Source organism: Paenibacillus sp. CR_12 (genome assembly GCF_041953985.1).
Classification (GTDB): Bacteria; Bacillota; Bacilli; order Paenibacillales; family Paenibacillaceae; genus Paenibacillus_AQ; species Paenibacillus_AQ lautus_A.
This window is the reverse complement of record NZ_JAVFHO010000005.1, coordinates 191,575-211,201: the sequence shown is the minus strand read 5'-3', so window position 1 is coordinate 211,201 and position 19,627 is coordinate 191,575. Positions and strand designations below refer to the sequence as shown.

At 51.8% G+C, this 19,627-nt stretch carries 19 protein-coding genes; 13 read left to right on the top strand and 6 right to left on the bottom strand.

What is annotated here, in order from left to right:
• Positions 1-33: 33 nt before the first annotated feature.
• From RB297_RS19775 to RB297_RS19755, 5 genes are all read right to left on the bottom strand, one after another.
• Positions 34-531: a hypothetical protein gene (locus tag RB297_RS19775; RefSeq protein ID WP_375121219.1), complete on the bottom strand. Its 498-nt coding sequence runs from the start codon at positions 529-531 to the stop codon at positions 34-36.
• Positions 532-795: 264 nt separating this feature from the next.
• The gene (locus RB297_RS19770; RefSeq protein WP_009595092.1) at positions 796-1,446 is read right to left on the bottom strand and encodes an amino acid ABC transporter permease; all 651 of its coding nucleotides are present in this window, start codon (positions 1,444-1,446) and stop codon (positions 796-798) included.
• 43 nt (positions 1,447-1,489) lie between these two features.
• Entirely contained in the window at positions 1,490-2,143 is a 654-nt protein-coding gene (locus RB297_RS19765; RefSeq protein ID WP_036664979.1) for an amino acid ABC transporter permease, read from the bottom strand.
• Between the two features lie 141 nt (positions 2,144-2,284).
• Positions 2,285-3,094, bottom strand: a complete 810-nt coding sequence (locus RB297_RS19760) for an ABC transporter substrate-binding protein (protein WP_277747696.1) — start codon at positions 3,092-3,094, stop codon at positions 2,285-2,287.
• Between the two features lie 115 nt (positions 3,095-3,209).
• The gene (locus RB297_RS19755) at positions 3,210-3,983 is read right to left on the bottom strand and encodes an amino acid ABC transporter ATP-binding protein (RefSeq protein ID WP_096774710.1); all 774 of its coding nucleotides are present in this window, start codon (positions 3,981-3,983) and stop codon (positions 3,210-3,212) included.
• A gap of 147 nt (positions 3,984-4,130) precedes the next feature.
• Between RB297_RS19755 and RB297_RS19750 the strand changes: the two genes are divergently transcribed.
• The 11 genes from RB297_RS19750 to RB297_RS19700 all read left to right on the top strand — a co-directional run bounded on the left by RB297_RS19750 (position 4,131) and on the right by RB297_RS19700 (position 16,585).
• Positions 4,131-5,312 carry an acyltransferase gene (locus RB297_RS19750; protein ID WP_375121218.1) on the top strand — a complete coding sequence of 394 codons (1,182 nt, stop codon included), beginning with the start codon at positions 4,131-4,133 and terminating at the stop codon, positions 5,310-5,312.
• Positions 5,313-5,538: 226 nt separating this feature from the next.
• On the top strand, positions 5,539-7,191 hold the full coding sequence (locus RB297_RS19745) for a glycoside hydrolase family 5 protein (protein WP_375121217.1): 1,653 nt from the start codon (positions 5,539-5,541) through the stop codon (positions 7,189-7,191).
• Positions 7,192-7,210: 19 nt separating this feature from the next.
• Entirely contained in the window at positions 7,211-7,675 is a 465-nt protein-coding gene (locus RB297_RS19740; protein WP_375121216.1) for a pyridoxamine 5'-phosphate oxidase family protein, read from the top strand.
• Positions 7,676-7,979: 304 nt separating this feature from the next.
• The gene (cspD, locus tag RB297_RS19735; protein ID WP_006207896.1) at positions 7,980-8,180 is read left to right on the top strand and encodes a cold-shock protein CspD; all 201 of its coding nucleotides are present in this window, start codon (positions 7,980-7,982) and stop codon (positions 8,178-8,180) included.
• Between the two features lie 96 nt (positions 8,181-8,276).
• On the top strand, positions 8,277-8,513 hold the full coding sequence (locus RB297_RS19730) for a cold-shock protein (protein WP_012818739.1): 237 nt from the start codon (positions 8,277-8,279) through the stop codon (positions 8,511-8,513).
• Between the two features lie 188 nt (positions 8,514-8,701).
• Positions 8,702-8,875, top strand: a complete 174-nt coding sequence (locus tag RB297_RS19725; RefSeq protein ID WP_176502456.1) for a hypothetical protein — start codon at positions 8,702-8,704, stop codon at positions 8,873-8,875.
• A gap of 333 nt (positions 8,876-9,208) precedes the next feature.
• Complete coding sequence (locus RB297_RS19720) at positions 9,209-10,204, top strand: ABC transporter permease (protein WP_009591873.1); 996 nt, start codon at positions 9,209-9,211, stop codon at positions 10,202-10,204.
• 22 nt (positions 10,205-10,226) lie between these two features.
• A complete protein-coding gene (locus tag RB297_RS19715; RefSeq protein WP_096774705.1) occupies positions 10,227-11,108 on the top strand; it encodes a carbohydrate ABC transporter permease in 882 nt (293 codons plus the stop codon).
• Between the two features lie 140 nt (positions 11,109-11,248).
• Entirely contained in the window at positions 11,249-12,919 is a 1,671-nt protein-coding gene (locus tag RB297_RS19710; RefSeq protein ID WP_375121215.1) for an extracellular solute-binding protein, read from the top strand.
• Between the two features lie 104 nt (positions 12,920-13,023).
• Positions 13,024-15,027 carry a cache domain-containing sensor histidine kinase gene (locus RB297_RS19705; protein WP_375121214.1) on the top strand — a complete coding sequence of 668 codons (2,004 nt, stop codon included), beginning with the start codon at positions 13,024-13,026 and terminating at the stop codon, positions 15,025-15,027.
• Positions 15,002-16,585 (top strand): response regulator, encoded by a 1,584-nt coding sequence (locus tag RB297_RS19700; RefSeq protein ID WP_375121213.1) that lies wholly within the window; start codon positions 15,002-15,004, stop codon positions 16,583-16,585. Before RB297_RS19705 ends, RB297_RS19700 begins: the two co-directional genes overlap by 26 nt.
• Positions 16,586-16,731: 146 nt before the next feature.
• Here the strand turns inward: RB297_RS19700 and RB297_RS19695 are convergent, their stop codons facing one another.
• Positions 16,732-17,499, bottom strand: a complete 768-nt coding sequence (locus RB297_RS19695) for an ArsR/SmtB family transcription factor (protein ID WP_192569887.1) — start codon at positions 17,497-17,499, stop codon at positions 16,732-16,734.
• A gap of 252 nt (positions 17,500-17,751) precedes the next feature.
• On the opposite strand from RB297_RS19695, the gene RB297_RS19690 reads away from it, so the two are divergent.
• Together RB297_RS19690 and RB297_RS19685 are read left to right on the top strand one after the other, a co-directional pair.
• Positions 17,752-18,303 carry an NADPH-dependent FMN reductase gene (locus RB297_RS19690; protein WP_096774701.1) on the top strand — a complete coding sequence of 184 codons (552 nt, stop codon included), beginning with the start codon at positions 17,752-17,754 and terminating at the stop codon, positions 18,301-18,303.
• A 127-nt stretch (positions 18,304-18,430) separates the two neighbouring features.
• A complete protein-coding gene (locus RB297_RS19685; protein ID WP_375121212.1) occupies positions 18,431-19,627 on the top strand; it encodes an SGNH/GDSL hydrolase family protein in 1,197 nt (398 codons plus the stop codon).

Genomic DNA, 19,627 nt, shown 5'->3' with positions numbered 1-19,627 from the left:
CAAGCTCGAACAGAACGCCGGTTGCCGGAAGGATTAATATTTGCCCTGCAGGAAACGAATGAGTTCAATCAAACCTGCCAGAATGCCGCCCGGCCTTGGGCTTTCGGATGATGAAGCGGGCTTCTCGGGCTGGATGCCTTCTCCCAGGGAAGTTACGTCAACGGATGAGGAAGGACCCGTATTCCCGCATAGATGGGGTTTGAGCTTTTGCCCGCTTTTGTCGGCGAACACGATATATTCCTTGCCTGTCTCAAAGGATTCCCAGCCATTGGAATATAGGGTAACGGCAGGGGCGTCCGATTCTCCCTTCCACCACTCGGAAACCTGGAATACATATTTGCTTTTGGATATATCGGCTTTAGGGTGGGATGAGGCCAACGTGCCCCTGAATACCGCATCCGAAGTTTTTAACTCCTCGGTAACCTTGCGAGGCTCCGCGCATGACAAGGCGGATGCCGTGGAGTGATCTGTGCCAAGCCATAGTCCAATCGTAAGGGAAAGAGCCATCATGGCGAGAAAGCCTTTTTTCATATCGGCGTCTCCTTTCGGGATGATTATGTATTTAGACGAGGAGAGTATCGCCATTGTTGCAGGTGCTTGCCCAAGAATGGATGGGAGGGGGAGAGCCTGGTTTAGAATGCGCAGGGGGCTGGATGCTGCAGAAACGGCAAATACCCCGCAAGCCATAATTGGCTGCGGAGCAGATTGGACGTACACGCGTATGGCGGGCAGGCGCCCTTTTTGTAACATGATGGTGGCAGTCCATGCAGAAAGTTGCCAAACGCTTAGCAGGGGCTATATCTGCCTTGCTTCCAGCCGCTTGGCGATGATGGACAGCAGATAATTCAGCGTAAAGTACAGCAAGGATGCGAAGACAAGGGCCGGGATGACATAGGAATAGCTGGAACCGCTTAGGATTTGCACGTTGCGCATCAGCTCAGGCAGCGAAATGATCACGGCGAGCGACGTGTCTTTAATGAGCGAGATGAACTGGCTCACCATGGGCGGGGACATCCGGCGCAGCGCCAGCGGAAGAATGACGTGCCGCAGTGTCTGCATATAAGAGAGGCCCGAGGCCCGGGCCGCTTCGATTTGGCCTTTATCCACCGATACGAGGCCGCTGCGGACGATCTCGGCGATCATGGCCCCTTCAAAAATGCTCAGTCCGACAACAGCCGCCCAGAAGGTCGGGATTCGAATCCCGGTCTGGGGCAGCACCATGCCGATGAAGAATATGATCAGCAGCAGCGGCAGATTGCGGATAATATCCACCAAAAAAGCCGTGGTCCTCGACAGGAAGGGGGTCTTCGTATACCTCACGGTCCCGAGCACGGTTCCGATGATGAAGCTGAATATAATGGATAAGCCGGCAACCTGCACCGTGATCCAAAAGCCTTGAAGGAGATATCGCAGGTTTGGCCAGGAGTATGCACCGATAAAATCCATCTCATGCCACCTCCTGTATATTAGGCAAACTTCGAACGTAACATCAATTGCTTCTCGCGAATCGTCGCTCCATATAGTGGACCGCGAGACTGAGCGGAACGGTCAGAAGCAGGTAGAACAGGGCTACAAACGTATAGACGGGTATGCCTTTGAAGGTGCTCAGGTTAATGAGATCGGCATAATACATCAGGTCGAGACCGGCGATAACGCCCAGGACCGAGGAGTTTTTGACCAGGTTGATCAATTGGTTGCCGATGGCCGGCAGTACGATTTTGACCGCCTGCGGAAGAATGATGTAGCGCATATTCTGGATATAACTCAGCCCGGAGGAGCGAGCCGCTTCCGACTGCCCTGACGGTACCGCCTGAATGCCTGCCCGAATGGCTTCGGCGATGAAGGCAGCCGTATACACCATCAGACCGAGCGTGCCCGAGGTGAACGGGTCGACCGGTATGCCGAGGGCGGGCAGGCCCAGGAAAAAGAAAAAGACAACCACGAGGAGCGGGATATTGCGGATAAACTCGACATAAATGGTGCCGATCGCCTTCAAGACGCGGAATGGAGCAATCCGCATAATGGCGATGAAGGTGCCCAGCACCAAGCTGCCGATCAGTCCCAGCAGGCTGGCGAGAATGGTCTGGCCCAGGCCGGCCATGAATTGATCCCAATGCTCGACCAGAATGTTGAAATCCCACAAGGTCACAAGGCTTCACCTCCAATGGGGATGATGATCGTTCGGCCGGTCGAATGAAGGCCGGGCCATTCTGGGAGGAAACCGGGATGGCTCCCGGTTAGGGGCACGCCTCCTTCGGCCCGGCCAGGCCAAGTCTTGCGGCGGTTATTCCGGCTTTACGCCCATCCATTGCTCATACAGTTTGTCGTATTCGCCGCTGTCCTTCAGCTCCTTCAACAGCTCGTTGACGGTCTTCACGAATTCCGGGTTTCCTTTCTTGATCGCCATGCCGTACGGCTCATCGGTAAAGTTGCCGCCGACCAGCTCGAAGCTAGGGTCCTGCTGCTGCATGCCGAGCAGGATGGAATTGTCGGTGGTCAGGGCATCCCCCTGTCCGGCTTTGAGCGCGGTGAAGGCATCCTGATAATTCTCGAATTCGAGAATAACCGCGTCGGGCGCTTTCTCGCGGATATTTTGCGCGGACGTGGAGCCTTTTACCGTGAGCACCTTCGTATCCTTGTTCAGGCTTTCCAGACCCGTGATCGGGCTGCCCTTCTTCACCAGCAGGGATTGGCCGGCCTCAAAATAGACATCGCTGAAATCCACCTGTTCCTTGCGTTCCTCCGTAATGGTCATCGTGGCAATAATGATGTCGATGTCCCCGTTCTTCAGCATGTCGATCCGGGTCTTGGAGGTGACCTCCTTCAGCTCGACCTTGGTCTCGTCGCCGAGAATTTTTTTGGCGAGCGCTTTGGCGATGTCGATATCGAAGCCCTCTACATTGCCAGTGGCCGGGTCCTGCAGTCCGAACAGCTTCGTATCATATTTCACGCCGGCCACCAGCTTGCCCCGTTTTTTGATCGCCTCCAGGGTGTCCGTGCTGCCGGACCCCCCGCATCCGGATGCGATCAGCATGATGACTAGCGCTAGCAGGGCCGCGCTCCACCTGAAGGTCCTCGTAAATCTTCTCTTCATATCTTTCGCTTCCCCCTTAAAAAAGTTATTTTCTCTTCATGCGTTAGGCCCCGAAGGTGCAGCATTGGCGAAGTTCCATCTTCGTCCGTACATGCCATATCCGAAGGGTCACCGGCTAGTGATGCAGCAGGCGGCTCAGAAACGCCCGCGCTCTTTCTTCCTTCGGCTGATTGAAGAACTCGGCAGCCGGGGCGTCCTCGATGATCCGGCCTTCGTCCATAAAGACGATCCGGTCCGCGGCTTCGCGCGCGAAGCCCATCTCATGCGTAACGACGGCCATGGTCATGCCTTGGTGGGCGAGCGAGCGCATAACATCGAGCACCTCGCCGATCATCTCCGGATCAAGCGCGGACGTCGGTTCGTCAAACAGCATGATCTTCGGATTCATCGTCAATCCGCGGGCAATCGCGACCCGCTGCTGCTGCCCGCCCGAGAGCTGGGAAGGGTAACTGTTCGCTTTGTCGGCGATCCCGACCCGCTGCAGGTACGTCATCGCTTTTTCCGTCGCCTCCGCTTTCGACATTCCCAGCACCTTCATGGGCGCGAGAATGATGTTGTCGATCACCTTTTTGTGCGGATACAGGTTAAAGTGCTGGAAGACCATCCCGATATCCCGCCTGAATGTATTGATGTCGATCTTTCTGTCATGCAGCTTGACGCCATTCACGACGAGCTCGCCATCCGTAATGCTTTCAAGCCGATTGATGCAGCGCAGGAGCGTGCTCTTGCCGGAGCCGGAAGGTCCAACGATGACAACGACTTCCCCCTGGGAAATGGTCAGGTCGATTTCTTTCAGAACATGGAAGGTTCCGAAAAATTTGTTGACGCGGCTAAATTCAATCAGTAGAAATCCCCTCCTATTCACTTCGAATTGGACGCCTGCATGCATGTAAGCTATTGTCCTGTTTGGGTGCCAGGCCCTTTTTACACTGGTATGGCAAAGGGAGCTTGTTCCATGCCACTTTTAGGAAAATTTAGTATCCAAGCGGTGGGGAGTGAGATATAATAGGGGGCGTAATCTTATGAAGGAGGCAACATGGAGAAACGTGCAAAATTAACCGAAATCGACCTGGTTCGGGGCTTTGCGATGATGGGCGTGCTGATGGTGCATGCGACGTCGTTCGCCACAGTTCAGATGCGCGGGGACGATTTTTTTGGCTTGTATAACTTCCTGAACATATTTTCGAAGGTTGGAACGACGACCTTCATATTTCTGAGCAGCTTCGTGCTGTTCTATAACTATTATCACCGCCCGTTCAAGGGCCGTGACCTTGGGCGCTTCTTCAAAAACCGGCTGATGTATATCCTGGTGCCGTATGTGCTGTTCTCGGTTTTGTTCTTTACGGTGGCCTGGTATCATCGTGGGGGCGAGTCCGATCTGGCGGCGATGCTGGAGAGCTTCTGGCCCAAGCTGGCGACGGGAAAATCCTACACGCACTTGTATTTCATTTTCATTAACATTCAGTTCTACGTGCTGTTCCCGCTCGTATTGATGCTGCTCAAGCGATTCCGCGGCTTCGCGGCGGTCTGCGTGCTGGTCGGCATTGTACTGCAGTGGTTGTTCTACATCGGCAATGATGCCTGGTGGGACGTAACGAACCGGAACAGCTGGTCGCTGTCGTTTCTGTCGTATTATTTTCTCGGGGCATGGATAGGTATCTACTATGACCGGGTTAAGAACTGGCTGACTTCAGCGCAGCAGGCTGCAAGACCGGCGCTGCGCAAGCTGGGCTGGATCTTGCTCTGGGCGGTATGGCTGGGCGCCGCGCTGGCGCATATCGGCCTTCGATACAATCAGCGGCTGCTGGGGACGGAATATCACCCGCTGCTTTACGATGCCTTTTGGAATGTGCATACGTTAACCACCGCCCTGGTTATGCTCCAGGTCGCGCTGCTGTTCGGGAATAAGAGCGCTTGGTGGTTGAACGGGTTCAGACGGCTCGGGGTGTATTCCTTCGGCGTTTATCTGGTGCATCCGCTGGTGCTGCTCTTTTACCGGGACTTTCCTCCGCGGACGGAGAACTCCTGGCTGCTGCTTGCGTGGTATGCCGGCGGGCTTGTCAGCGCGGTCGCGGTTTCGTATATAGCGGTCTACGGCATTAGCCGCCTGGGAGGCTGGACCTGGATCTTCTTCGGTAAGCTGCCGGGCAGCTTGCGGAAGGGAAAAGCATCCATTCCTTCGGTTCCGGTCAAGCCAGTGACGGAGGTGTCATCCTAATTTTGGATTATTGGAAAGGCGTTATCTTCGATAGGAGGAGAGCGCCTTTTTCTATTGGCCGGCGGCCGATATTTCAGGATGATTCCCTGATTTTCGGAATGAGGCTTATTGCCCTGCATGACATGTTATATTTTGTTTGATGTTTGGCCTATGGGTGGAATGTCGTCGTTGAGATGGTACAGGTCAATTACATTCGTTACAGACATGGAAGCGAGGGAATGCCAATATGAATGATAGCAGAAATCCTTTGGTAAGCGGTTTCGTTAAGGCGGACGGCAAACGCGTGGTGAATGGGGACGGGCAGGAAATTCTGCTGCAGGGGGTCGGGCTTGGCAGCTGGCTGCTGCCGGAAGGCTACATGTGGAAGATGCCGGAGCAGGGAGACCGCCCGCGGCGCATCGAAGGCATGATCAGGGAGCTGATCGGCGAGGAGAAGGCGGCCGCATTCTGGGAGACCTATTATGATCGGTATATCTCGGAAGCCGATATCCGGCAGATCGCAGCGGAAGGCTTCAATTCCATCCGGGTGCCGATCAATGCCAGGTTTATCATGGAGGAAGGGCAGCATCCGCCGTTTGCCTATCATGAAGGCCATCTGAGGCTCATCGATCGGGTGATCGATTGGTGCAGGACGTATTCGCTGTATGTTATTCTGGATTTGCATGGCGCGCCCGGCGGGCAGACCGGCGCCAATATCGACGATTCCGAGCGGGATTTGCCGGAGCTGTTCACGGATCGGCTGAACGCGGAGCGGACCGTGGCGCTGTGGCGTATGCTGGCGGAACGATATAAAGACGAGTGGATCGTTGCCGGTTACGACCTGCTTAACGAACCGCTGCCCGACTGGTTCAGCGAGTACAATGACCGGGTGATGCCGCTGTATAAGGAAATCACCGCGGCCATACGCGAAGTGGACAAGCGTCATATGATCATTCTGGAAGGTGTGCACTGGTCTACGGACTGGAGTATTTTTGACGATAAATTCGATGATAACCTGATGCTGCAGTTCCATAAATATTGGAACAATCCCGACACGGAGAGCATTCAGAAGTATATCGATCTGCGCGAGGAGTGGAATGTGCCGATCTTCATGGGAGAAGGCGGGGAGAACAACCCGCAGTGGTATACGGGGGCCTTCCGGATGTTCGAGGACCATAACATATCCTGGAACTTCTGGACCTGGAAGAAGATGAACACACGGAATTCGCCGTTCTCGATTCGCATGCCGGAAGGGTGGGATAAGCTGACGGGTTACCTGGAAGGCGGTGCGAAGCCGTCTCCAGCCGAAGCGGAAGCGATTCTTGGCGAATACCTGGACCGTCTTCCGCTGGAAGCCTGCGATGCCTACCCGAACGTAGCCCGGTCGCTGCTGCGTCGGCTGCCCATTCAGATTCCGGCGGAGTTTTACGGGTATCGGGGCGAGGGCGTTTCGTATCATGTCGAGACGAAGGCCAGCCAGGATATCGGCTTCCGCATTTCTGACGGCGTTCCGATGCGGATGATGACGGGCAAGGCGGAGAAGCCGAGCTACGCTTCGGAAGGCGGCAAGCCGTGGGCAGAGGATAACCTGGTATGCGTGCAGCTCCGGGAGGGCGATTGGCTTGCTTATGATGCGCTTTGCGCTGGCGCAGGCATCTTTCATCTGGATGTTCGGGCCCTGATTCCGGAAGGTACGGTGGATATCATGCTGCAGGTCGGGGATCGGGAGCCTGAAGCCATCTCCTTGTCGTCGGGCCCGGGCGAAGGACAGTGGCATGTTCATAGGCTGGCCGGGGGGATGCCGATTGAGGAAGGCCCCGTGGATCTGGTCTTCATGGTGAATAAGGGCCGCATCGAGCTGGATTGGCTGGAATTTACCAAAAGCGCGTTAAATGGATAAGGTGAGGAGAGATGGTGCTGTGAAGGAACAGGCGGCAATATCAGAAGGATTGTGCCAATGGCTGGACGGCTCCGATCTGGAGTCGAAGCAGTACGAAGCGATGCTGCTATTGAGCGTAACGGAAGATGGATGGCCGAATACGGCCATGCTTAGCGTAGGGGAGGTTCTGGCCTTGGACCGGAACCGGATTCGGATTGCATTATGGCAGGGAACGGTTACGACAGGCAATCTCCTTCGGTCCGGACAGGCAACCTTGATAGCCATTCATGATGGTGCGGCTCATTATGTTCGGCTGCGCCTCCAGGCGCTTCCTGATCTGCCCGATGCCCTGCATCCGCGGCAGCGTTTCGATGCCGAGGTAGTCGCCGTTCGCGAGGATATCGCGAAGTATGCGGATATTACGTCGGCTATCAGGTTTCAGCTGCACGAGCCGGATCAAGCATTGGAACGGTGGAAGGAAACGCTTGAGGAATTGCGGAAGTAGCGGTGTTACTGGCATAATTCCTACTCCGTATATAACTCCCGGTATATGCCGGGAGTTATATATGCCTGCTTGTGCTTAATCGGAATGATGCCGAAGAAGACAACTTTAATTTTTCCGCAGAATCTTTTGCTTAGGTATTTGCTATCGTCATTCAAATGTGTTAAGATATGAATATCGAAATCGACCTGAATTCACATATTGTAGAGGGTTGTCATTTCTGGTAACCTTGTGCAATATGTGAATTTTTTTATTCCGTCTGCGAAGAAAAAAGGTCATGTAAATATATATCAAGGAGGATTCCCCCATGCAAACAGGAACTGTTAAATGGTTTAATGCTGAAAAGGGCTTTGGTTTCATCGAAGTTGAAGGCGGAAACGATGTATTCGTTCACTTCAGCGCGATCCAAGGCGACGGCTTCAAAACGCTTGACGAAGGCCAACGCGTTGAATTCAACATCGTTGAAGGAAACCGTGGACCACAAGCTGAGAACGTTGTTAAATTGTAATTACAATTGAAGACTGCCCTTAATGTGCGACATTAAGGGCAGTTTTCTTTTATACGGCGTTTCTATTTTCTAAGACGAGAATAAGGAGGAGCGTTCATGTATTCGCGTAAAAACTCGATGGAGAGTATTCCTGAGGAAATAACGGAAGTGTGGGCATGCACGAAGGAAGACTGCAAAGGGTGGATGCGGGACGATTTTGCGTTCGACACGGAACCGGTATGCCATTTGTGTCATTCCCCTATGGTCAAGGAAACGAGAAGCCTGCCGCAGCTAGTTAATACCAATAAACAACAGAAATCTCTTGCTAAGGGGATTCAGATCGAGCGCAAATAGCAGCTAATACCTAGAGAAAGCGCTGGGCAAACACTAATTCTTCTTGAAGCTACCTTCGGATTTTATGGTAAATCCGTCTATTTCTGTTTCATTGGAAGGAGAATGGTTAGTAATACGTGTACCCTTACATTCTGGGTCAGAATGATTTCGCAGCATAAGGGACGCAAAATTCAAAGGAGTGAAATGTATTGAACACGCAAACCGAGGTACTGAAGCGAAACATTGACAACATGATCATTCAGGAGAACCAAGGCGGCTTGAACGATCAGGAAAAATTCATCATGCAGAAGCTAATGCGTGAGAAATACCAGCAGGAACACGAAAGCAAACAGGAACAGCGCGAGGAAGACAAACAGGAATAACGGGGAAACCGTTTGATATACGTTAGTAACAAGGATGATGAAAGCCGCGGCGATCAGAGAATCGGCTTGGGGCAGAACATCATCGGCAAGAAGGAAGGCATGAATGGCAGCTACTGAGGCTGCTGTTCATGCCTTTTTTTGTGTCCCGGTCAGGAAGGGGAACGATATTTCGTTCGGGGGGCGCAATTTTCGTTCTTGCCGTTGTTTACCCGAAAAATGAGCACCTGGATACGAAATCTGAAACCTTACATGCAGACCATGTACGATTTACAATAGAAATATAGAGAATGTAAGGGTTTTCAAAATGAAAGGATCAACTTGGAGGTCATAACCATGCAAAATCAACTTCATGCCGACGCATCCGAAACCGGTGTCGGTCCCTCGATGGAGCCTTCTGTGCAGGATAAGAGGAAGCTCGACAGAAAAAGGTGGCTCAGAAAGCTCTACGGCCAACGACATCTTCAAATTATGGCGCTGCTCGGCGTTGTGTGGATGATCATCTTCAACTACATTCCCATGTACGGTGTCATCATTGCATTCAAAGAATTCAACATTGTCAAATCCATCGGCGAAGCTCCATGGGTCGGGCTGGAACACTTCAAAGAGTTCTTCTCGGACGAAGACTTCACCAACGTTATGCGAAACACGCTCGGGATCAGCTTGCTGAAGCTGTTTATCGGTTTTCCGCTGCCGATCATTTTTGCGCTCTTTCTGAACGAGATCCGGTCAGTTCGCTACAAGCGAACGATCCAGACGATCTCCTATCTGCCTCACTTCTTGTCATGGGTCATCCTGGGAGGCATTCTGATGACCTGGCTAGCGGATATCGGGATCATCAACAATATCCTGCTGGCCCTGCATATTATCGACGAGCCGATCACGTATCTGGCCGAACCGAAATATTTCTGGGGAATCATTATCACTTCGGATATCTGGAAGGAGCTCGGTTGGTCCGCGATTATCTATCTGGCGGCCATTGCCAGTATTTCGCCGGAAATGTACGAGGCCTCCACGATTGACGGCGCCGGCCGGTTTCAAAAAATGTGGTATATCACGCTGCCCAGCATCAAGTCGACCATATCCATCCTCTTCATTCTTGCGGTCGGTGGTGTGCTGAACTCCAACTTCGATCAGATTTTGGTGCTGCGGAACTCGCTGAACGAAAGCGCGAGCAACGTCATCGATATTTTCGTATACCACACCGGGATGCAGAACGGACGTTATTCCTACGCGCAAGCCGTTGCATTGTTCAAGTCCGTCATTGCGATCATCCTGCTGTTGATTGCGAACAGGGTGACCAAAAAACTGAACGACACCTCGCTGTTCTAACGAGAAGGGAGAATGATATTCCATGCTTAAACGCAGAACCAAAGGCGAAGCCTTCTTTGATATATTTAATAACTTCGGCATGCTGATCGTATGCTTCCTGACGATCTACCCGATCTGGTATGTCCTGGTAAATGCCTTCAACGACGGGCAGGACGCCATGCGCGGAGGGATCTACTGGTGGCCGAGGATGTTCAGTTTCGAGAATTTCAGCGCGGTGTTTCAGAGCTCCGGCATCATGACGGCGATGGGCATCACCGTAGCCAAAACCGTGATCGGCGTGTTCATCCACGTCCTCTTCACCGCGATGGTCGCTTATGCATTTTCGCGGAAAGGTCTGATCGGCGGCAAATTCTATATTCTGCTCGGAACGGTAACGATGTTTTTCGGCGGCGGACTGATTCCAACCTATCTGTTGATCAAGGATCTGAATATGCTCGACAGCTTCCTTGTGTACATCATACCGGCCATGTTCAGTTTCTTTGACCTCATCATCTTCATGACCTTCTTCCGGGAAATTCCGGACGGTCTGGAGGAGGCGGCGAAGATTGACGGGGCCAACGACTGGTCGATCTTCCTCCGGGTCGTGCTGCCGGTATCCATGCCGGTTATCGCAACGATCGCCTTATTTCACGGAGTTTATCAGTGGAACGACTATTTCACCGGCGTCATCTATATCAACAATACCGACCTGCAGCCGATACAGACATATCTGTATAAGGTCGTCGCTCAATCGAGCTCCAATCAGATGATGGCCCAGGTGCCGGGCGGCGTAGCCAAGACGGTCACTTCCCAATCGATCAAAATGGCGACCATGGTCGTAACGACGGCGCCGATCGTATTCGTTTATCCGTTCCTGCAGCGATACTTCGTCAAAGGGATGATGATCGGCTCCATTAAAGGTTGATTCACGGGATTCGTTGTTAGCCTTCCTTTCCATCTCCCGGGGAGACCCGGGGGAGGGGAAATCTTACAGGTAGCTTCTCTTGCCGAATGTGGCGGGAGTTCTATATAATCATATTTTTAAATAAGAAAAGGGGTAAACACATGAGCAAGATGCTTAAGCCAAAGAGCCTTCTGTTGTTGATGTTCGCACTGGTCATGGCCTTTACAACAGCATGCTCGTCCGGCGGTGACAATAACGCGTCGGAAAAAGAAAAAGGGGAAGAAAAGCCGGCAGAAGAAGTGAAATTGACTCAGGATCAGCCGGGATGGGAAGTCGATACCTCCCCGATTACGTTTGATTGGTACATCAACTTCGCCTGGTTCCCGAACAAATGGGGCGAGGACATTACGTCGCAATACGTAACGAAGAAGACGGGGGTTAACGTCAACTTCATCGTACCGGCCGGTAACGAAGCCGAGAAGATGAATACGATGATCGCTTCCGGCACACTGCCTGATTTTATTACGCTGGGATGGTATGAAGACGCTGTCAAAAAAATGATCGAAGGCGACCTCGTTCTGCCGCTGAACGAACTGGCCGACCAATACGATCCGTATTTCTATAAAGTAACCGACCCTGCGAAGGTGTCGTGGTACACCAAGGATGACGGCAATATTTACGGTTATCCGAATGCCTCCTCTTCACCGAAGGACTATGAGAAGTTTGGCGATAACATTACCTCCAACCAAACGTTCCTGGTCCGCAAAGACATGTATGAGGCGCTCGGAAGCCCGGATATGCGCACGCCGGAAGGTTTCCTGAAAGCGCTTGAGGACGCCAAGAAAATGTTCCCGGACGTGAACGGACAGCCGCTCATTCCGTTTGGATTGCATGATTTCCATGAAAAAGGCAACAGCTCCCTTGAGGGCTACCTGCAGAACTTCCTCGCCATTCCGCAGGATAAAGACGGAATGCTGTATGACCGCAGCACCGATCCGGAATATGTAAGATGGTTGAAGACGTTACGTACAGCGAATGAAAAAGGTCTGATGTCCAAGGATATTTTCGTGGATAAACGTCCGCAGATGGAAGAAAAAATCGCACAAGGCCGCTATTTCGCGATGCTGTACCAACGCAGCGATATGGCGAACCAGCAGAACGCGCTGTATGCAAACGATCCGAACTCCGTCTACATCGCGGTGGACGGACCGGCTAACTCCAATCTGGATCAGCCGACCTTGTCGGGTCCTTCGATCTCCGGCTGGACGGTAACCTTGATCTCCAAGAACGTAAAAGACAAAGCACGTGCCATTCGCTTCCTGGATTACCTGATCTCCGAAGAAGGCCAACGTGATACCTACTTGGGCGAAAAAGGCGTGACATGGGATACGATTGACGGCAAAGACCAATTCCTGCCTGAGGTTGCAGAGCTGCTGAACAGCGACCGCGGCGCATTCGACAAGAAGTACGGAGCATCCCATACCTTCTGGATGATGATGGATACCAACATCACGCCGGCTTGGGCGCCTCCGGCCGTAGAGCCATTCAAGCAGATGGAAGACTGGACTCGCGGCAAGACCCAGAGCTTCTCGCAATTCGATCAACTGGATCCGGATGCCAGCTCCGAGGAAGGCATCATTAACGACAAAGTATTGAACGAGTGGGGCAAAATCCTGCCGAAGCTGATCTTTGCCAAAACGGATGCCGAATTCGATCAAATCTGGAGCGATTACCAAGCGAAACGCGAATCGCTCGGGTTCGCGAAGGTTCAGGAATACAGACAGAAGGAATACGAAGAGAACGTCAAGAAGCTTGAGGAATTCCTGAAATAAGGATTCTCGCTCGAGCGCAAAAAAACAGAATGCAGGCGCAAGGTACCCTATGATCGATTTTGTCGAAATAGGGTGCCTTTTGTCGCATCACGAGCTAATATAGGATGGTATCCGATCGGCTGATGCTGCCTTTCCATCCAGGACTCGGTTACGGTTATTTCATGAAACGGGATGTGACAGTCATGATGAAACGAATGGCATCGCTTATACAATCGTTTACCTATTGGATTGGCCGCAGGTCGATGCAGAGCCGTTTGGTTGCTGCCTATATTTTGATTTTGCTGATTCCGAGCATTATCGTGTCGAATTATTTTTTCAAGCAGATTCGGGATACCTATATCAGCGATGCGCTTAACCAGAACTCGTTCCTGCTGGAAATCGAGAAGATGAACATGCTGAACCAGATCGAGGCGATCGAAATGGCCGCACAGCTGGCGATTTCGGATGACGGGATCAAGGATTATCTTCGGATCAATGAAGAGCCCGAGCCGGCATGGCTGATCGATTTGGCATGGGGGCCTTTCAAGGATATACAACGGATCCAAACGAACAATCCGAATATTACGCATCTTCGGTTATACACCAACAATTCGAACGTGACGGAGATGTGGCCGATCATTTTTCATGAGAAACGGATCGCAAGCGAGCCGTGGTTCCCCAAGGTCAAGGAGTTGGACGGGGGGGAGATGTGGGTATTCAACCACCGCGATCCCGATATTCTGCAGCGCTACGCCGCCGACGTGTCCGAAGAGCAGCCGAAGGTGTCCTTGATCCGCCAAGTCCATAGCGGGAATTACAGCGGCGTGATTCAGGTGGATATGCTGCTCAAGTATTTTGCCCCGAAGACCTTTGCCGGTATCGTGGATGACAGCTCGCAGATGGTCATCGTGGATCAGGAAGGGAAGCTGTTCATGGATCGAAATCAATCGTTCATGACCAGTCACGAGGGACTCCGGGACGAGGTGGAGCTTCAATTCGCTAAGCTGCAGCAGGAGACGGGCGACTCCGAGGAGACTATGCATGCCAGGTTCAGCCTGGACGGTTCCTCGTTCCTGCTGATAGCGACCCCGATGGAGCGGCTTCATGCCCACGTGCTGAATGTCGTCTCCCTGGAAGGGGCGCTGAATAACGTATCGAAGGCCCAGGGACAGATTATAGCCGCGAACGTCGTGTTGATCATTCTGCTGTCGATTATTACGTATTACTTGAATTCCATTATCCTGAAGAGCCTGCGTCGTTTAACGGAGACGATGAAGAGAGTCCGCAAGGGAGAGGTTACCGCGGCCATTGCGATCCGGGGCGGCGGCGAGGTGGGCGAACTGGCGCATCATTTTAACAAATTGATCCGCACCATCAATGAACTGATTGCCCAAGGGGTTCGCAAGCAGGCGGTCACCAAGGAAGCGGAGCTGCGCACGCTGCACAGCCAGATCGATTCCCATTTCCTGTACAACACGCTGGAAAATATTAAAATGCTGGCCGAAATCGAGGGACAGCGGACGATTTCGGACGCGCTGACCTCCCTGGGCGGAATGATGCGTTATAACTTCAAATGGTCGGGAGAGTACGTCAAGCTGAGGGATGAGATTCGCCATATCCGCAACTATATCGATGTGATGAATATCCGGTTCGACGAGCCGATCCGACTTGAACTCAACATTCCGTCCGAATTCATGGAGCTCGAGGTATTGAAAATGTCGCTGCAGCCCATCGTGGAAAATGCCGTCAAGCATGCCTGGCCGGAGTTTCCGGATCAGGAGAAGCAGATCAAGATCGATGTCATCGCATGGGAAGAGGACCAGATTACGATTAACGTCACGGACAACGGAATCGGGGTCGAGCCTTATCGGCTGGGCAGGCTGGGCGAGATTCTGCGAACGGCGGACGACGAGGAGCTCCCTTCGGGAGATTATGGGCGCGGCGGCGTGCAGACTGGTGGCATCGGGCTTCGAAACGTGCACCAGCGAATCCGGTTGTTCTATGGGAATGAATATGGAATCGAAGTGAAGAGCGAAGAGGGGAAGTTTACGCAGGTGACCATGACATTCCCTAAAGTGCTGTTAACAGGAGGAGGCAGTGGACATGAGAAGTCTGATGATCGTGGATGATGAGAAGAATATCCGGTATGGCCTGAAAACGATGATTGAACGGGAGTTCCCGGATCAATACGAGATCCGTTTGGCTGCCCAAGGGCAGGAAGCGCTGGATGCCTACAACGAACAACCGGCCGATATCGTCATTACGGACATCCGGATGCCGGTCATGGACGGAATACGCCTGATCGAGGCGCTGGCCGAACGGGAGGGCCCGCTGGGAGTTAAACCCGTCTTTCTGATTCTTAGCGGGTATGACGATTTTGAATATGCGAAGGCGGCGATCCGGTACCAGGTGAAAGAGTACCTTCTTAAGCCGATTCGACGGGACGAACTGTTCGCTGCCCTCCGAAAGACAGAAGAAGTTTTGATCCGGCAAGCGGACGTGCATGACCGCATGGCGGCCAGTGACGCATATCTTCAACAACTGCAGACCCATCGGCTGAAGGAGCTCCTGGAGCGGCCCCAAAGTGTGGATGGGGAGCCGGAGGCTGCCGCGGCTGAAATCGGATTTGATTCCTTCGTAAAGCCATTCCGGGTAGCGGTGATGAAATACAAATACGAAGACGGCAACTCCATGAACAAGGATGAGCTGAAGCAACTGATTGATAACATGACGGCTTCGGTGGAAGGGCGGATCAATGCGTGTTTCCTGGACGGAAAGGGGAGGGTCGTGCTCATCGGCAGTCCGGACGGACAATTCGAGAAGCTGGCACGGCAGTTTACCGAGCGGGAGATGGACGGGCTCTTCGTCGGAATTAGCCGGAAAGGCTTCCGGTTCGAGGATATTCGGAGCTGTTACAACCAGGCGCTGACCGCTTTGAGTTATACGTTCATTCACCCCAACGTCAAACTGATGAGCCATGATGACATTCAAGGGGAGCTGAACACGTACCCGGTGCCGGAAGAGAATATCCGCAAGCTCGGCAACATGCTCGGCACGGAACGGGAACGGGAGATCAAGGCGCTGCTGCTGGACATTTTCCATATCGATGACATGCCCCATGTGGCCATCGATTATTTGGAGTTTGTCAGCAAACGGATTAATGAACGGGTGCTGGACGAAGTGTTCCGCGTGTACGGAGACTCCATGGTGGAAGTGTTGAAGCTGTACCGCAAGGTTGGGACGATGGACAATTACCGTCATTTCCATACGTATTTCAGGAATCTGGAGCATCTGCTGCTGCACGTGAACGAATATGTGAAAGGGATCCGTTCCGCCCACAGCGAGCATTCCGAGATCAAGGCAGCGGTCAGCTACATGGAGGAGAATTATCACAGGCCGCTGAACATGGCAATGGTCAGCAATTATGTATCGTTGAATTATTCGTATTTCAGCGAAGCGTTCAAGGCCCATACGGGCGAAAATTTCGTGGTTTATCTCAAAAAGCTGCGAATAACGAAAGCCAAGGACCTGCTTCAGGACGGTGACATGAAGCTTGCCGACATCGGCAAAGCGGTCGGGTTTGAGAACACCAAGCAATTCTCGCGCGTCTTCAAAGAGCTGGAAGGCATCTCGCCGCATGAATACCGGATCAAGGTGCAGACGGATGCAGGCTTGCAGCAGGAATGATTTCAAAAAAACGCTGGGAGGACCAGACGCCAAAATGATATTGTCTATGAAGGGAGAACCTTGTCCGTCAAGCGGCAGGGTTCTCCCTCTTATATGAACCGGGGACGGTTATTTTACATCCGATCCCTTTTTCAAGGTTGACGCCACTATTGACTAGTGAGCGTTGAGCCCGTTTCAAGTAAGGTCTTCAATCCCGACAGTACGATCGGCAAGCCTAACTTCAGCGTGTTAGCCGTATGCAGCGCCTGATCAAACTCATCATGGATAACCGTTACCAGGGTTACGCCGTTAAGCTCGGCATGGGGATCGATTTCCCACGTAATGCGCGAGGGCTTTTCGCCGGCAGTATCATCGGTTATTAACATCCTCCAACTCAGAACCAGCTTATGCGGCGGATCTATACTTATTATGGTCCCCTCTGCTTGAACCTTGCCCTCGGGGTTCTTTAGGTTGAATGGCGAACCGATTTCCCAGTTGGATTGGATCGAGCAGTTGTACCAGAACTTTGATGTCTTGGCTGGATCGGTTATGGCGCGCCATACTTGCTCGGGTGCTGCTTTAATAGCAATCTGGTTTACATGACGGGGTTTCTGTTCCATATCCGGTTCACGCTCCAATTCATTTTTAAGGGATGTTAATTCCAGCGCCCAGGGCTCAGCGTACTTGCTGACCCACCGGTCGTATATTTGACGGATCGGCACGGAATTCAGATAATGCAGCTTCTCCCGGCCTACCTTTCTCGTTGTGACAAGGCCGGCTTCCTCCAGTATATGAAGATGCTTCATGACGCCGAATCGGGTCATCGCAAGGGGAACGCACAGCTCGCTTAAGCTCTGCCCATCTGATTTATACAGCAGATCCAAGAGAGTTCGCCGGCTGGGATCCGCCAGTGCTTTAAATACTTCATTTTCCAATCGTGACATCTCCTTCTTAACAGCATGCTAAGAAAATTCAAATGGCTATTGACACGTGACTTAATGGTAACGTATTATAAACGTGACAGTATAGTCACATATTATCATACAACGAATCGTTTGTCAGCTTACGGCATTTTGAATGGACGAATGGGGAGGTATGAAAGTGACGAAGCAGCATAGTAAACAGCATAGGTCTGGAAGATTAAGAATCCATAGTGGTTAAAAAGTACAGGGAGGATGAGGAAACATATGAAAATTGTTATGATCGCGGGCAGTAATCGTCAAGGAGCTACAAGTACGTTATTGCTTCGCTATATCGGGAGGCTGCTGCAAGGTCATCAAATTTCAGCCACATGTATCGAATTGAATAAATTGGAATTACCACTTTATTCGCCTGACAACGAGGAACTGAGCCCGAATGTCCAGTATGTATTGGATATAGTCAAAGGTGCGGACGGATTGATCTTCGCGACACCGGAATATCATGGTTCGATTTCAGGGGTGCTCAAAAATGCCCTGGATTACATGAATGTAAGTCATATATCGGGGAAACCGGTGCTTTCCGTGAGCTCTGCAGGCGGACCGGTCGGAGTAAGCTCGCTGACCCATCTTCAGAGTATTATGCGCAACTTGCATGGGGTTAACAGCCCGGAGTGGGTTTCTATCGGAGCGGGATCGCAAGGCTTTGATGCGGAGGGGGTTCCATTAGATGCTGGGCTGAGGGAGAGGGTTGATGCTGCTGTTGAGAAGTTTCTCGTTCTGACCCGGTCGCTTTCTGTTGGTGTCATGTCACTACGATAACAGGACTTCACGGATTTCTAAACTGCGATCCATCCTATGGGTAACTGTGCATTTTACGGATGACTGTATAACGATGCGCCTAATACGTGACCATTTAGTTACGTATTAGACGGAAAGGAGAATACATGTGAAAGCAATTCAGCCAGGTATAAAGAAGACGGCAGGAACAACTGTAGAGGTAGGCGAACGTTGGTTGGGTTCCTGGTTTGCAAGCCAGACTTACTACGATGCAAGATTCGCCGCCTTCGATACATTGGATAACCAGACGATTCGCATGATCGTACACCCCCATACCGCCGGCTCTACCATACGATTGAAGTTATCCAATCTGTATGGTTCCGAACAGGTAGTATTCGGCAGCGTAAACTTAGCACTTTCCAATAAAGATGGTTATACGATTCCAGGTAGCAATAGACATGTCACATTCGATCGGAAATCAATCATCATCATTCCTGGCGGACGAGAAATCTATACTGATCCCGTGGATCTTAACGTGAGTGGAGCTGTGGATGTGGCCATAAGCATATATGTTCCTAAATCAACTGAAACATCTACTTGGCATTTTTCCCCACCCCAAACCAGCTATATCGCCGATGGGAATCACGCTTCGGATAGCAGTGCGGATTTCTTCAAGCAAAAGACCCACTCCTGCTATTGGGTATCCGGTATGGAGGTATTATCCCAGGGAAGAAATTCACGAGTAATTATTGCTCTAGGCGACTCGATTACAGAGGGGAGTACGTCTACCGCAGGCTCTAACCACCGGTGGCCAGACTTGTTTTATGATCGTCTTGTCCGGGAAAAGACAGACCGGGAAATTTCGGTCCTTAATTCCGGCATCGTCGGGAATCAGATTCTAAAGAGCGGTCCAGACGTTGGTCTGCCCGTAGCCGGAGAAAATGTGCTTTCGCGTTTAGATCGCGACGTTTTCTCTCACCCTGGAATTACAGACGTGATTTTTTTTGAAGGTATCAACGATATCGGCCTTGGGAATGCGAAAGCGAATCAAATCATCGCGGGCATGAAGAAGGCGGCTGTCGAAGCGAAAACCAAAGGAGTACGCATATATGCAGGTACCCTCACTCCGTTCGGCAACGCAGCGTATTACTCGGAGGAAAAGGAACAAGTTCGTCAAGAAGTGAACCAGTGGATTCGTACTCAACATGTATTCGATGGAATGTTTGACTTTGACAAGGCGTTAATGAATCCCAAGGCTCCAAACGAACTGCTTCCCGCCTATGATTTTGGCGATCATCTGCATCTTAGCGATGCAGGATATAAGGCATTAGCTGATAGTATCCCATTGTCTCTATTTGAGGGATAA

Coding starts and splice junctions, on each gene's coding strand:
- RB297_RS19720 (WP_009591873.1), top strand. CDS start 9,209: ATGCAAAATCAACTTCATGCCGACGCATCCGAAACCGGTGTCGGTCCC.
- RB297_RS19755 (WP_096774710.1), bottom strand. CDS start 3,983: ATGCATGCAGGCGTCCAATTCGAAGTGAATAGGAGGGGATTTCTACTG.
- RB297_RS19730 (WP_012818739.1), top strand. CDS start 8,277: ATGTATTCGCGTAAAAACTCGATGGAGAGTATTCCTGAGGAAATAACG.
- RB297_RS19715 (WP_096774705.1), top strand. CDS start 10,227: ATGCTTAAACGCAGAACCAAAGGCGAAGCCTTCTTTGATATATTTAAT.
- cspD (WP_006207896.1), top strand. CDS start 7,980: ATGCAAACAGGAACTGTTAAATGGTTTAATGCTGAAAAGGGCTTTGGT.
- RB297_RS19775 (WP_375121219.1), bottom strand. CDS start 531: ATGAAAAAAGGCTTTCTCGCCATGATGGCTCTTTCCCTTACGATTGGA.
- RB297_RS19710 (WP_375121215.1), top strand. CDS start 11,249: ATGAGCAAGATGCTTAAGCCAAAGAGCCTTCTGTTGTTGATGTTCGCA.
- RB297_RS19745 (WP_375121217.1), top strand. CDS start 5,539: ATGAATGATAGCAGAAATCCTTTGGTAAGCGGTTTCGTTAAGGCGGAC.
- RB297_RS19750 (WP_375121218.1), top strand. CDS start 4,131: ATGGAGAAACGTGCAAAATTAACCGAAATCGACCTGGTTCGGGGCTTT.
- RB297_RS19760 (WP_277747696.1), bottom strand. CDS start 3,094: ATGAAGAGAAGATTTACGAGGACCTTCAGGTGGAGCGCGGCCCTGCTA.
- RB297_RS19700 (WP_375121213.1), top strand. CDS start 15,002: ATGAGAAGTCTGATGATCGTGGATGATGAGAAGAATATCCGGTATGGC.
- RB297_RS19705 (WP_375121214.1), top strand. CDS start 13,024: ATGGTATCCGATCGGCTGATGCTGCCTTTCCATCCAGGACTCGGTTAC.
- RB297_RS19770 (WP_009595092.1), bottom strand. CDS start 1,446: ATGGATTTTATCGGTGCATACTCCTGGCCAAACCTGCGATATCTCCTT.
- RB297_RS19690 (WP_096774701.1), top strand. CDS start 17,752: ATGAAAATTGTTATGATCGCGGGCAGTAATCGTCAAGGAGCTACAAGT.